The organism is Bradyrhizobium sp. USDA 4353, assembly GCF_054063215.1.
This window is the reverse complement of sequence record NZ_JBSSGB010000001.1, coordinates 2,135,142-2,149,224: the sequence shown is the minus strand read 5'-3', so window position 1 is coordinate 2,149,224 and position 14,083 is coordinate 2,135,142. Positions and strand designations below refer to the sequence as shown.

General features: G+C 66.7%; 11 protein-coding genes and 1 pseudogene. 9 read left to right on the top strand and 3 right to left on the bottom strand.

The features are described 5' to 3' along the window. The first annotated feature begins 236 nt into the window (after window positions 1-236). Window positions 237-1,965 (top strand): annotated as a pseudogene (locus tag ACVILH_RS09570) (N-acyl-D-amino-acid deacylase family protein). On the opposite strand, the gene ACVILH_RS09565 reads toward ACVILH_RS09570, so the two are convergent. Both ACVILH_RS09565 and ACVILH_RS09560 read right to left on the bottom strand, forming a co-directional pair. Further along, complete coding sequence (locus ACVILH_RS09565) at window positions 1,958-2,830, bottom strand: tetratricopeptide repeat protein (protein ID WP_456712672.1); 873 nt, start codon at window positions 2,828-2,830, stop codon at window positions 1,958-1,960. The pseudogene ACVILH_RS09570 and the gene ACVILH_RS09565 overlap by 8 nt on opposite strands. Before the next feature lie 59 nt (window positions 2,831-2,889). Next, window positions 2,890-4,200, bottom strand: a complete 1,311-nt coding sequence (locus tag ACVILH_RS09560; protein WP_456712671.1) for an MFS transporter — start codon at window positions 4,198-4,200, stop codon at window positions 2,890-2,892. 257 nt (window positions 4,201-4,457) lie between these two features. Between ACVILH_RS09560 and ACVILH_RS09555 the strand changes: the two genes are divergently transcribed. From ACVILH_RS09555 to ACVILH_RS09540, 4 genes are read left to right on the top strand one after another with little or no spacing between them, the layout of a single operon-like run. Continuing rightward, on the top strand, window positions 4,458-5,117 hold the full coding sequence (locus tag ACVILH_RS09555; RefSeq protein ID WP_456712670.1) for an ABC transporter ATP-binding protein: 660 nt from the start codon (window positions 4,458-4,460) through the stop codon (window positions 5,115-5,117). Next, a complete protein-coding gene (locus tag ACVILH_RS09550) occupies window positions 5,114-7,576 on the top strand; it encodes an ABC transporter permease (protein ID WP_456712669.1) in 2,463 nt (820 codons plus the stop codon). Before ACVILH_RS09555 ends, ACVILH_RS09550 begins: the two co-directional genes overlap by 4 nt. Continuing rightward, entirely contained in the window at window positions 7,566-8,648 is a 1,083-nt protein-coding gene (locus tag ACVILH_RS09545) for a lipocalin-like domain-containing protein (RefSeq protein WP_456712668.1), read from the top strand. The genes ACVILH_RS09550 and ACVILH_RS09545 overlap by 11 nt, the downstream gene beginning before the upstream one ends. Window positions 8,649-8,673: 25 nt before the next feature. Then, entirely contained in the window at window positions 8,674-9,066 is a 393-nt protein-coding gene (locus ACVILH_RS09540; protein WP_456712667.1) for an MAPEG family protein, read from the top strand. Between the two features lie 153 nt (window positions 9,067-9,219). Here ACVILH_RS09540 and ACVILH_RS09535 read toward each other — a convergent pair whose 3' ends face one another. Further along, entirely contained in the window at window positions 9,220-10,407 is a 1,188-nt protein-coding gene (locus tag ACVILH_RS09535) for an ABC transporter substrate-binding protein (protein ID WP_456712666.1), read from the bottom strand. Window positions 10,408-10,706: 299 nt separating this feature from the next. Between ACVILH_RS09535 and ACVILH_RS09530 the strand changes: the two genes are divergently transcribed. The 4 genes from ACVILH_RS09530 (at window position 10,707) to ACVILH_RS09515 (ending at window position 13,814) form a co-directional block, all read left to right on the top strand. Beyond that, window positions 10,707-11,456, top strand: a complete 750-nt coding sequence (locus ACVILH_RS09530) for a CBS domain-containing protein (RefSeq protein ID WP_456712665.1) — start codon at window positions 10,707-10,709, stop codon at window positions 11,454-11,456. Window positions 11,457-11,468: 12 nt separating this feature from the next. Next, window positions 11,469-11,768, top strand: a complete 300-nt coding sequence (locus ACVILH_RS09525; protein WP_456712664.1) for a cytochrome c — start codon at window positions 11,469-11,471, stop codon at window positions 11,766-11,768. A gap of 317 nt (window positions 11,769-12,085) precedes the next feature. Then, entirely contained in the window at window positions 12,086-13,465 is a 1,380-nt protein-coding gene (locus tag ACVILH_RS09520; RefSeq protein ID WP_456712663.1) for a sensor histidine kinase, read from the top strand. After that, window positions 13,452-13,814 (top strand): response regulator, encoded by a 363-nt coding sequence (locus ACVILH_RS09515; protein WP_456712662.1) that lies wholly within the window; start codon window positions 13,452-13,454, stop codon window positions 13,812-13,814. Before ACVILH_RS09520 ends, ACVILH_RS09515 begins: the two co-directional genes overlap by 14 nt. Window positions 13,815-14,083 lie beyond the last annotated feature (269 nt).

Below are 14,083 nucleotides of genomic sequence, written 5' to 3'. Positions count from 1 at the left end.
GGTATCTATCCGCTTGCGGCGCTCGTGGAGACATACCCCTCACCCAAGCGAGCTTGCCGAACCCTCACACATGCCCTCTCCCGCAAGGGGAGAGGGCGCAGTCATGGGCACCGCGATGGCTGCGGCTTACTCCATCGGCTGCTGTCGCAACGCTGCCCTCACCTCCCGCATGTTGACATCATCGCCCGCTGGCCGATGATGCCCCCACAACAACAAACATCCGGGGAAGACACGCCATGACGCAGCCAGATCTCGTGATCCGCGGCGGGACCGTTGCCGATGGTTCGGGCGGCGAGCTCTATGAGGCCGATGTCGCGATCGCGGACGGCCGCATCGTCGCTATCGGCAAGGTTGCCGCATCAGGCCGCGAGGAGATCGATGCGCGCGGCAAGCTCGTCACGCCGGGCTTCGTCGATGTTCACACGCATTATGACGGCCAGGTCACCTGGAGCCACGACATCTCGCCGTCATCACAGAACGGCGTCACAACCGCGATCATGGGCAATTGCGGCGTCGGCTTCGCGCCGTGCCGGCCGGCAGATCACCAGCGCCTGATCCAGCTGATGGAAGGCGTCGAGGACATTCCCGAGCCGGTGCTCGAAGCCGGCATTCCCTGGGAATGGGAAAGCTTTCCCGACTACATGGAATGGCTGGCCAAGCGCTCCTTCGATCTCGACATCGGCGCGCAACTGCCGCATGCGGCGCTGCGCGTCTATGTGATGGGCGAGCGCGGCGCTCGGCGCGATCCCGCCACCGCCGACGACAACCGCGCGATGGCGGCGCTGGCGCGCGACGCGGTCAAGGCCGGCGCGCTCGGCTTCTCGACCTCGCGCACGCTCAACCATCGCACCTCCACCGGCGACTACACGCCGACGCTGAAGGCCGGAGAGGACGAGCTGACGACGATCGCGAGCGCCATGCACAGCGCCGGCCGCAGCGTGCTGCAATTCGTGCTGGACATCTCGACCATCCACGAAGACCTGCCGATGATGCTGCGCATCGCCGACGCGACGAAGTGCCCGATCTCGTTCTCGGTCACGCAAAACGACCGCGCGCCGCAGCGCTGGCGGCAGACGCTCGCCGAGATTAATGCCGCCGCGGCGCGCGGCCTGTCGGTGACGGCGCAGATCGCGGCGCGCCCCGTGGGGCTGCTGCTCGGGCTCGAATTGTCGCGCAACCCGCTGCAGACGCATCCGAGCTACCAGGCGATCGCGCACCTGCCGCTCGGCGAGCGCGTCACACGAATGCGCGATCCGCAGGTTCGCGCGGCGATCCTCAGCGAGCAGGCCAGCGCGACCGACGATCCGCTGTTCTTCAAGCCGAACTACGACAAGATGTACCTGCTCGGCGATCCGCCCGATTACGAGCAGCCGCCGGAGCGGTCGCTCGGCGCGCAGGCGCGCGCCCCGCGGCTGCCGCCCGGAGGAGCTCGCTTATGACGCGATGCTGACGGAGGGCGGGCGCGGCATGCTCTACGTGCCGTTCCTCAACTATTCCGACGGCAATCTCGACGCCACCTATGAGATGCTGCGCAACCCCAGAAGCGTGCCGGGCCTGAGCGACGGCGGCGCCCATTGCGGCATCATCTGCGACGCCAGCTTCCCGACCTATCTGCTGACGCACTGGACGCGCGACCGCAAGCGCGGCGACAGGCTCTCGATCCCCTTTGTCGTCGCGGCCCAGTCGCGCAAGACCGCGCTCTCCGTCGGCCTCGACGATCGCGGCCTGCTCGCGCCGGGCTACAAGGCCGATGTCAACGTCATCGACTACGACCGGCTGCACCTGCATCCGCCCAAGGTGCATTACGACCTGCCGGTCGGCGGCCGCCGCTTGATGCAGGAGGTCGACGGCTACGACGCGACGATCGTGTCCGGCGTGGTGACGCGCCGCCATGGCGAAGCCACCGGCGCACGGCCGGGGCGGCTGGTGAGAGGGGCGCGCCAGCTGGGCTCAGAGGTCAACTGATCGCGACCGTATCGGCAAGCCGAGCAAGCTCGGCTTGCGCGGCTGGATGCTCGTTGAACCAGGGCGGCAACGAACGCAGGGCGATCTCGAGTGCCCTGCTGGCCTCGTCATCGCGACCGTTCAGGAGATGCCACTCGCCGATGTAGAAATAGGCTTCGGCCTGTTCAGAAGCCGTTGCGGCCGCATCCAGCACCTGCTGTGCGGTCGAGCGCCCCATCAGAAGATCGAACACCGGTCCGGGCCACTGCGCCGTCGTCCAGCGCCCGGCGAAAGCAGCGAGATCAGGCCTGACGCGTCCCGGCGATCGAGCCAACGACAAGTAAAGAAACAGGGCCGCATAGGGCTCGAACTGGAGCGCGAGCGATCGTTCCATGTCCGCTGCTGCCGCTTCGAACCTGCCGCGGCAGAACTGTATGTAGCCACGTCCCCTATGCATGATCGGATCTTTGGGCGCGAGGTCGAGCGCTGTCGTGCTCTGGACGATCGCGCGATCCAGATCGCCCTTCACATGATGAAGGTACGCGAGCTCGCCATGAGCGGCCGCGAGCCTGGGCTCAAGAGCGAGAGCGCGCGTCTGGTCGTCAACGGCTCCGTCGAAGTCGCCAAGAAACTTCCGTGACACACCGCGAGCGCCGTAGGTCTGCGCGTTCGGTTTGAGCTTGAGCGCCAGACTGAAATCCTCGATCGAGCTGGCGTAGCTGCCCATGCCCTGAAGGGAAACGCCGCGATTGTGGTAGGCGTAATGGTTGCGCGGATTGAGCTGGATCACCTTGCTCAAGTGAAGCACCGCGCCTGGGAAGTCCTCGGTCGCCAAGCATCGCACGCCGCGCCAGTAATGCAGCATATGAGAAAACAGGCGTATCATGCAGGACCTCACGACGAATGAACGCGAGGCCGCCTCCCGATGACCCCAGGCAGAGGTTATCACGCAAATTCCGGCGCGACAGCCTGGTGGGCCTGCAGGCGGGCGCGTTCGCTGTTCGGCCAGAGCAGCGCGAGGCCGAGCAGGCCGGAGATCACCATGGTGACCGCGTTGATGGTGAAGCCGGCCATGTAGCCTTCGACCATGCTGCCCGAGGCCTGGATCATCTTGCCCATCACGACCGGCGCAACGATGCCGGCGAGCGTGTATAGCGCGCCGTAGATCGCCATGACGGCGCCGCGCTGCGCGACCGGCGTGAACTCGCCGATCATCGGCGGACAGACGACGTAGATCGATCCGCACAATCCCGACCCGACCACGAGCAGCGCGATCTGGGCCGCCGCGCCGTCGACATGGGCCATCGCCGCCATCAGCCCGCCGCCGATCACCAGCGGCGTCGCGCCGAGCACGCCGCGCGCCATGCGCGTGGAGAGGCCGCGCGCCATCAGCAGCTGTGAGACGAAGCCCGTCGTCAGCACCACGCATGCTCCGAAGATCCAGGGCAGGATCGAGATGAAGCCGGCCTGCGCCTGCGAGAAGCCGAGCCCCTTCACCAGGAACGGCGTGAACCAGGTCAGCCCGAGCGACAGCGCCCAATAGGCGCCGAAGGTCGCGGTCACGCAGCCGACGAAGGTGCGCGACGTCAGCAGTTGCAGATAGGGCACGCGCTGCTCGCGCAAGGCAGCGGACTCGACCTCGGCCAGCGGCCCTTCCCGGCCCAGCCACAGCCACGCCGCGCTCCACATCAGCCCGACGACGCCGAGCGCGCCGAAGGCATAGTGCCAGCCATAGCTCACGATGATGAAGTTCAGCGCAGGCACTGCGAGGATCACGCCGAACGCCGAGCCCTGCGAGAGGATCGCCGTGGGCATCGCGCGCTTCTCGTCGGGGAACCATTTGTAGACCGCATGCACCGCGACGGAAGCCGCAGGCCCTTCGCCGGCGCCGAGGATGATTCGGCAGATCAGCAAGGTGGTGAAGCCGACGGTGCCGACCATCGGGAATTGCGCCACCGCCCAGATCAGCGCCAGCACCAAGAGCACCCAGCGCGTCGGCACCTTGTTGACGACGAAGCCGACCACGATGGCCGAGATCGAGAACAGGAAGAAGAACGATGAGCCGAGCAGGCCGAACTGCTCGGCCGTGAGATTGAGCTCGGTCATGATCGGCACGCCGGCGAGCCCGACGACGATCTTGTCGGCGAAGTTCACCAGCATGAACAGGAACAGCAGGAAGGTGATCTTCCAGGCTCCTTTCGGCGTGGACGGCGCGCTTGCGCGGGATGTGCCTTGAAGCGTCGATGGCGCGGCCATGTTCCTTCCCCGTCCTTGTTATGATCCGCCGCTGTGGTCCGGGCGTTTGGTCGATGCTACCCACGAACCTGATCCGCAGGCAACCGGCGCGCACGCTAAGTTGTTGCTGCAACGCGAGAATTTACGCTTCTTGGCTGCGCAGGAACGCTCCCGCAACCTGGGCATGATGGGATGGCCATGACATCGCGGGCGCGCGAAGAACGACCGCGTGATGTTCGCGTTGGCCCTTGCTATGTTGTGATGCAATAACCTCGATCATGCTCGTGCTCAGCGTCCGTCATCTCACCAAGTCCTACCGATCCGGCGGCGAGCCGATCAAAGTCCTGCGCGGCGTCGACCTCGACGTGGCCCCTGGCGAGCGCGTGGCGCTGACCGGCGAATCCGGCTCCGGCAAGAGCACGCTGCTGCATCTCATCGCCGGGCTCGATGCCGCCGATGGGGGCGACATCGTGCTCGACGGCGCATCCGTGGGTGCGCTCGACGATGCCGGGCGCGCCGCGATCCGGCGCGAGCGGCTCGGCCTCGTATTCCAGCAATTCAACCTGGTGCCGAGCCTGTCGGTGCAGGACAATCTCAGCTTCCAGGCGCGGCTCGCAGAACGGCATGATCCGGCGTGGCACACCGAGTTGGTGGAGCGGCTCGGATTGAAGCCGCTGCTCAAGCGCTATCCCGAGCAGCTCTCCGGCGGTCAGCAGCAGCGCGTCGCGATCGGCCGCGCGCTGGCGATCAAGCCGACGCTGCTGCTCGCCGACGAGCCGACCGGCAATCTCGACGAGGACACCGCCGACGAGGTGATGGCGCTGACGCGCGACCTCGTCGCGCGCACCGGCTGCGGCTTCCTGATGGTCACGCACAGCGCACGCCTTGCCGCGATGCTGGATCGCCATGTGCATCTGCATGCGGGCCGCGTCGCATGAGGCGCGTTCTCTGGATCCTCGCCGTGTTGCTCAGCCACTGGCGGCGGCATCCGATGCAACTTGCGACGCTGCTGATCGGGCTGATCTCGGCGACGGCGCTGTGGAGCGGCGTGCAGGCGCTGAACCAGCAGGCGCGCAGCTCCTATGATCGCGCGGCCGCGATCTTCGGCGGCGTGCGCACGCCGATGCTGGTGGCGCGTGACGGCAAGATGCTGCCCGAGAGCGTGTTCGCGGAGTTGCGCCGCGCCGGCTGGCCGGTGTCGCCGGTCGTCGAAGGCCGCGTGCAGATCGATGGCCGCTCGATCCGGCTGCTCGGCATCGAGCCGTTCAGCATTCCCAAGGAGGTCGGCGATGCGCCGATGGTCGGGCGCAGCGAGCTCGAGGCATTCCTGACGCCGCCACACCGCACCCTGATCTCGCCGGAGACGCTGGCAGATCTCGATCTCAAAGACGGCGCGACGCCGCGACTCAGCAATGACGCCATGCTGCCGCCGCTGATGGTGCAGCAGCAGCTCGCGCCCGGCGTGCTCGTCGTCGACATCAGCGACGCGCAGCGGCTGCTCGATAAGCCCGGCCAGATCTCACGGCTCCTGCTCGGCAAGACGCCGGGGCAGCGCGCCCCGTTGCAGAGCTTCGCCGGCGGTCGGCTCCAGCTCGTGCAGCCGGAGGCCGAGACCGATCTGGAGCGGCTGACCGACAGCTTCCACCTCAACCTCACCGCCTTCGGTCTGCTGTCCTTCGTGGTCGGGCTATTCATCGTCAATTCCGCGATCGGCCTTGCCTTCGAGCAGCGGCTGCCGGTGCTGCGCACCTTGCGCGCCTGCGGCGTATCGGCGCGCCAGCTCAACGCCGTGCTGATCGGCGAACTCATCGCCTTCGCGCTGGTCGCGGGGATCGTCGGCCTCGTCTGCGGCTATGTCATCGCGGCGACGCTGCTGCCGAACGTCGCCGCGTCGCTGCGCGGCCTCTATGGCGCGCAGGTGCCGGGAGAGCTGAGCCTGCGGCCGGAATGGTGGCTGGCCGGGCTCGTGATCAGCATCGCCGGCGCGCTCGCAGCCGCCACCACGAGTCTCGTCAAGTCGATGCGGCTGCCGATCCTGTCGACCGCGCAGCCCTATGCGTGGCAGGAGGCGCAGCGGCGCTGGCTGCGATTGCAGAGCGCGGTCGCGCTCGCCTTCTTCGTGGCCGCCGGACTGCTGCTATGGCTCGGGCAGTCGCTCCTCGCCGGCTTCGGCGTACTCGCCGCGATGATGCTGGGCGCCGCGCTGCTGCTGCCGGCGATCCTGGAGTTCGTGCTCCGCCTTGGCGAGCGCGGCGCGCGCGCGGCGCTGACGCGATGGTTCTGGGCCGACAGCCGCCAGCAGATCTCGGGGCTGTCGCTGGCGCTGATGGCGCTGCTGCTCGCGCTGGCCGTCAATGTCGGCGTCGCCACCATGGTGGAAACCTTCAGCCGCACCTTTCTCGTCTGGCTCGACGGCCGGCTCGCGGCCGACGTCTACATCAGTGCCGCCGATGAAGCGCAGGCGCGCGAAATTCAAGGCTGGCTGCGCACACGGCCCGAGGCGCAGGCCGTGCTGCCGGGCGGCCGCGCCGAAACGCAGCTCGCGGGCGCGCCGATCGACGTGCTCGGCCTGCCCGATCACGACACCTATCGCGACCACTGGCCGCTGCTGCGAGCTAACCAAGACGCGTGGAAACAGCTGGTGCGCGGCGATGCCGGCTTCGTCAGCGAGCAGCTGGCGCGCCGGCTTAGTCTTTCGCTCGGCGACAGCATCGACATATCAGCGCCGACCGGCGACTGGCGCATCACCATCGCCGGCATCTATGCCGACTACGGCAATCCGAAGGGACAGGTCACCGTCAACGTCGCCGCGCTGACGCGTCGGTTTCCCGCGACGCCGATCACGCGCATGGCGGTGCGTGCGGCGCCGGCCGACGTGCCCGGACTGATCAGCGCGCTGACCGAGAAGTTCGGCCTCGACGGCCGCAATGTGGTCGATCAGGCGACCGTCAAGCAGGAGTCCAAGCAGATCTTCAACCGCACCTTTGCGGTGACCGGCGCGCTCAACACTTTCACGCTCGGCGTCGCCGCGATCGCGCTGCTGACGAGTTTGCTGACGCTCGCCAACTCGCGCCTTCCGCAGCTCGCGCCGCTCTGGGCGATCGGTCTGACGCGGCGGCGGCTCGCCGAGGTCGAGCTGTTGAAGACGCTGTCGCTCGCCGGTCTGACCGCGCTTCTTGCACTTCCGCTCGGGCTCGTTGTCGCGTGGTGCCTGATCGCGATCGTCAATGTGAAAGCGTTCGGCTGGCGGCTGCCGTTCGATGTGTTTCCGCTGCAGCTCATCAGGCTGCTGATCGTCACGCTGATCGCGGCATTGATCGCCTCGCTGCTCCCCGTGCTGCGCCTGGCACGGATGCAGCCGGCGCAACTGGTCAGGACCTTCACCATTGAGCGCTAGAGCCACCATCACGCGACGCGGCCTGATCGGCGGGCTCGGCCTGCTGGCGCTGCCGCGGCTCGCGCACGCGCAGGGCTTTGCCGGCTTGAGCGACAATGCCGACGGCTTCACGCCGGTGACGCCGGGCAAGAGCTTCAGCTTCCCCGCCGACCATGGGCCGCATGACGATTTCCGCATCGAATGGTGGTACATCACCGCCAATCTCAGCGATGCGAGCGGCAAGGCCTACGGCCTGCAATGGACGCTGTTCCGCTCGGCGGCGCGGCCCGGCCCGCAAGGCGAGAGCTTCGACAATCAGCAGCTCTGGATGGCGCATGCCGCGGTGACGCGAGCGGACAGCCACCGCTCGACCGAGAAGTTCGCGCGCGGCGGCGTCGGCCAGGCCGGCGTCGAAGCAAAACCGTTCCAGGCCTGGATCGACGATTGGCAGCTGCGCGGCTCGGCCGCGACGGACGACCAGACCTTGGCGCCGCTCGACATGAGCGCGAGCGCGGCCGAGTTCTCCTATGCGCTGCATCTGGAGGCGGATCGTCCCGTGGTGCTGCAGGGCAGCGGCGGCTACAGCCGCAAGTCGGAGCGCGGCCAGGCGTCGTACTACTACAGCCAGCCGTTCTACCGCGCGCGCGGCCGCATCGCCTTCGACGACACGCCGGTCGAGGTGACGGGCCAAGCCTGGCTCGACCGCGAATGGAGCAGCCAGCCACTGGCCTCCGACCAGAGCGGCTGGGACTGGTTCGCCCTACATTTTGCCGGCGGTGAGAAGCTGATGCTGTACCGGATGCGCCAGGGCAATGGCGACTACACCTCCGGCACCTGGATCAAGGCCGACGGCACGTCGCGCCCGCTCGGACCCGGCGACATCGCGATGCGGCCGACGACCATTGTCGCGATCGGCGAGCGCAAGCTGCCGGTCGGCTGGCGCGTCGAGATATCAGCGCTCGGCATCGCGATCGAGAGCGCACCGCTCAATCCGAACGCCTGGATGGGCACCCGCGTGCCGTATTGGGAGGGACCGATCAGCTTCAACGGCAGCCATTCGGGGGTGGGCTATCTCGAGCTGACGGGATATTAGGACGCACCGATCAAGGGGAACCGCAATGTATCACTTCACCGCCATCGTCACGGTGCTTGCGCTGCTGCTCTATTTCTACATGTCGATCCTGGTGGGGAAGGCGCGCGGGCAATACGGCGTGAAGGCGCCGGCGACCACCGGCAACGCCGATTTCGAGCGGATCTATCGCGTGCACATCAACACGCTGGAATGGCTGCCGATCTTCCTGCCGGCGCTGTGGCTGTTCGCGATCTATGTGAGCGACGCGATCGCAGCGCTGCTCGGCCTGGTCTGGATCGCGGGCCGCGCGCTGTACATGGTGTCCTACGCCAAGGCCGCGGACAAGCGCAGCCCCGGCTTCGGCGTGCAGGCGCTCGCCGCGATGGCGTTGCTGTTCGGCGCGCTGATCGCCATCCTGTGGCGGCTCCTGCACGGCTGATCGCTCCGCCTCCGCTGTCGTCCCGGGCTTGACCCGGGACCCATAGCCCCCAGCGGATGTTGGTTAGCCGGGCTGTTCAACCGCCAGCCTGCCTCAAGACAGATCACGCGGTATGGGTCCCGGCTTTCGCCGGGACGACACCGATGGTGCGGCTCACTTCGTCAGCGGGCAGCCGCTCTCCTTCGCGGAGAAGAACGCCTTGTCGCCGGGCACCGTGGCAAGCAGCTTGTAGTAGTCCCACGGTTTCTTGGATTCGGCCGGCGACTTGACCTCGAACAGATACATGTCGTGCACCATACGGCCGTTGGCCTGCACCTTGCCTTGCGCGAACGCGTCGTCGACCGGCAGCTCCTTCAGCTTCTTGACCACGGCATCCGAATCCTTGGTGCCGGCCGCCTTCACCGCCTTGAGATAGGATAGCGTCGCCGAATAGGTGCCGGCGTGGATCATGCTGGGCATCCGCCCCGTCCGCTTCATGAAGCGCTCGCTGAACGCGCGCGATTTGTCATCATGGTCCCAATAGAAGCCTTCCGTCAGCACCAGGCCCTGTGCGGCCTCGAGCCCGAGGCCGTTGACCTCGGCCAGCGTCATCAACAGACCCGCGAGCTTCTGGCCGGCCTTGACGATGCCGAACTCGGCCGCCTGCTTGATCGAGTTGGTGGTGTCGAGGCCGGCATTGGCGAGCCCGATGATCTTGGCCTTCGAGCTCTGCGCCTGCAGCAGGAAGGACGAGAAGTCCGACGAGTTCAGCGGGATGCGCACCGACCCCAGCACCTTGCCGCCCTTGGACGTCACGATGTCGCTGGTGTCCTTCTCCAGCGCGTAGCCGAAGGCATAGTCCGCGGTCATGAAGAACCAGGTGTTGCCGCCGGCTTCGACCAGCGCGCCACCGGTGCCGACCGCGAGCGCATGGGTGTCGAACGCCCAGTGGAAGCCGTAGGCCGTGCAGGCGTCGCCGGTGATGCGCGACGTCGCGGCGCCGACGACGATGTCGATCTTCTTCTTCTCCGCGGAGAGTTCCTGGATCGCGAGCGCGACCGATGAGGTCGTCAGCTCGGTGATCATGTCGACGCCCTCGGTGTCGTACCAGCGCCGCGCGATCGACGACGCCAGATCCGGCTTGTTCTGGTGATCGGCGGTGACCAGCTCGACCTTCTGTCCCAGCACCTCGCCGCCGAAATCCTCGATCGCCATCTTGGCGGCCTCGATGGAATATTTGCCGCCATAATCGGCATAGACGCCGGACTGGTCGTTGAGGATGCCGATCTTGACCTGGGCCGAGGCCGGCGCCGCGATCAGCAGCGCACCCACGGCCGCAACGGCCAACCAACGCGAATTCATATCGTTCTCTCCCGGAGTTTCTTGGTCTTGAGAAATCATTCGTTTTCGGAATGCACGCTCATGTTATGCCAGAACCCCGGCCGCGCCCATCCCTTCCCGCCTCAGCCAAAGGACGGAGACAAGCCGTTCGCCCAACGGCGAGCTCTACGAGAACCTGCTGCGCGGCCGCTCTTGGCGGAACAAGAGTTCGCGCATCGTGTAGAGTGCTGCGACTCCCGGTTGATCCTTGTCAAAGGGACCAAGCGCGGCGTCGTTATTCTTTCTCGATTGCGAGCGCCGCCCTTTCGCGAGACCACGCCATGCGTGCCCATCAGATCATGACCCGATCCGTGATCACGGTGACGCCGGGAACCCCGGTGGCCGAGGCAGCCCGGATCATGCTGCGCAACCATATCGGCGGGCTGCCCGTGGTCGATGCCGCCGGCCGGCTCGTCGGCATGGTGACCGACGGCGACTTCCTGCGCCGCGCCGAGCTCGGCACCGAGCGCAAGCAGGGCCGCTGGCTCGACCTGCTGGTCGGACGCGGCCGCATCGCCGCCGACTTCGTCCATTCCCATGGCCGCACGGTCGGCGACATCATGAGCCGGCCTGCGGTGACGGTCGGCACGGACGCCAGCCTGGCGGAGATCGCCGAGATCATGGAGAAGCGCAGCATCAAGCGGCTGCCGGTCGTGAGTGGCGACAAGCTGGCAGGCATGGTGACGCACACCGATTTCGTGCAGACGCTGGCGGATCTCGCCACCGCCGTGCCGGCTCCCAGCCGCGATGACGACGCGATTCGCAGCGCCATCCTCGATGCGCTCGACCACACCGCCTGCAAGCACTGCCGCTTCAACGTCGTCGTCCGCAACGGCGTCGCGCATCTCACCGGGGCGGTGCGTGATGACAAGGAACGGGCCACAGCCATCGTGGCGGCCAAGAGCGTGCAGGGCGTCCAGGACGTCCGCGACCACATGTGGATCTACCCGCCTCCAGAGGAGGATCTGGGCGGCGGCGACATCGTCTCGCTGCAGGAGCAGCCCTCGACCGACGACGACCAGCCGCTGTGAGGAGCCCTGGCCGTGCGCCGCTTCCTGGCAATATCGCTGTTGCTGCTCCACACGCCTCCCGCAGCGGCCGATGATCTCGACAATGGCCGCCGGCTCGCGGAGCGCTGGTGCGCCGGGTGCCATGTGGTCGGCGCCGAGCAGCCCCGGTTCCGGCGCGCCCGGCCGTTTGTCGCCATTGCCGCCAAGCAGGGCCTGACCAGGGACATGCTGGTGAAGTTCCTCCTGCTCCCGCACGCCACGATGGCCAACAGCCCGCTCAGCGCCGCTGATGCGAACGATCTGGCCGGCTACATCCTCAGCCTCGGGAAATAGTTCGCCGCTGTTAGGATCAGGTACAGGCGCTGTGCATTGCACGCGGTATGGGGATGCGCCCCGAAAGCCTCCGCCTTTTCGCGGCGCCAGCTTGGAACAAAACTGTCAAGTCGACGTTTCGTGTACTCGCCGCCGTGAGCTGGAGCACGTCGCATGACCTGTCGCGGTCTGCAGACGGCGGTGCTCCTTGTCCTCGTTGCCGGAAAAAAGCCAACAACAAGCAGCGAACGAGATAGAACTTGCATTCGTACACAAACGAGTTGGTAATCGGGTGCGCGGCATCCTCTCTGCCGAACTGCTAGCAAGGAGCGTGCGACGTGCACGGAATGCCCGGCGCCTCCCCCGCCCGCACGACCGATGACGAGACGGCGTATCTCGCCGCGATCGTGAACGCGTCTGCCGACGCGATCTTCGGCACGACCCAGGACGGAATCATTCGCAGCTGGAACACAGCGTGCGAGCGCATGCTGGGTTATGGCGCCGCGGAGATGATCGGGCAGTCGATCCTGGACATCGTTCCTCCCGAGCTGAAGCAGGAGGCCCTGTCGATCCGCGCTCGCGTCAGCGGCGGCGATTCGATCGAGAGCTTCGAGACCGTGCGGCTGGCGAAGGATGGCCGCCCGCTCGAGGTTGCGATCACCTATTCTCCCATCCGCGACGGCTCCGGTCAGATCATCGGCGTCTCCGGCATCCTGCGCGACGTCACCACGATCAAGGCGGCGCAGCGCGGCGCCGCGATGCTCGCCGCCATCATCGCCTCGTCCTCGGATGGTGTCGTCAGCAAGACGCTGGACGGCACCATCACCAGTTGGAACAAGAGCGCCGAGCGCATCTTCGGCTTCTCGGAAGGCGAGATGATCAACCGCTCGATCCGCACGATCATCCCCGGGGAGCGCCAGGCCGAGGAGGACCGCATCCTCGCCACCGTCGTCTCCGGCGAGATGATCGACAATTTCGAGACCGTCCGCCTGCGCAAGGACGGCGCGCTGATCGACGTCTCGGTGACGGTCTCGCCGGTGCGCGATTCCGCTGGCCGCATCATCGGCGCCTCCAAGATCGTCCGCGACATCACCGACAGGCGCCAGACCCGTGAGCAGCTACGCACCCTGCTCGCCGAGGTCAATCATCGCAGCAAGAACATGCTGTCACTGGTGCAGGCGATCGCACGGCAGATGACCCGGCACGGCCGGCAGCTCGACCTGAATCGCTTTCTCGAGCGGTTGCAGGCGATCGCGAGCAATCAGGATCTGCTGATCAAGAACGACTGGCGCTTCATTCCGCTCGGCGACCTCGTGCGCTCGCAGCTCGGCGCCTTTCGCGACCTGATCGGCAACCGCATTGCCATCGACGGCCCGCAGATCGAGCTGACGCCGGAGGCTGCGCAAGCGATCGGGATGGCGGTGCATGAGCTCGCGACCAACGCGGCAAAATACGGCGCGCTGTCGACCGACGACGGACGCGTTGCGCTCACCTGGGCTTGCAACGGGGATGATTTCGACATGGACTGGCGCGAGCGTGACGGACCGCCGGTCTCTCCGCCCGAGCACAAGGGCTTCGGCAGCCGCGTGATCTCGGACATGGTCCGAGCCGGGCTCGACGGAGCGGTGGAGGTCGACTTCGCGCCGACGGGACTCCGCTGGCACCTCAGGTGCCCCCTGCAACGTCTCAGCCGCGGCAGCAGCCATGCCCGGCGCTGACAAGATCAAGGTCCTGATCGTCGAGGACGATCCGATGATCGGCTTCGATCTCTCGGTCGAGCTGGAGGAAGCCGGCTTTGCCATCGTCGGCGTGGCGCCGACGGTCAGCAAAGCGCTGCATCTGTTGCAGCGGAACCGCTGCGATCTCGCGGTGCTCGACGTCAATCTCGGCCATGAGACCTCAGCCCCGATCGCGCGCGCGCTGACGGCCGAAGGCGTGCCGTTCGTCGCCGTCACCGGCTATTCCGTCGACCAGTGCCCGGAAGAATTCGCCACCGCCCCGCTGCTGTCGAAGCCGTTCCAGACCTCGCGGCTGGTCGCGACGCTAAGGCGGCAATTGCCGCGTTGAGGTTCAGCTAGCGTCCTGCGACTTGGCGACAGCGGCGTACGGCACATGCGGGTGGCGCCGATCTACGACTCCGACAGACCTCCGACGTGGCTGAGTCAGTGCCATGCCCCTCACCCGGATTGCTACGCAATCCGACCTCTCCCCGCAAAGGGCGGGGAGAGGTTGCACTGCCGGTGCCGAGAGAGATTGCCGCAACAATTAGCTGTCGTCTCAGTCATTGGTTTCGGATCGTCAGTTTGACACGAGCCATTCCCACGAGCACCGGTGCG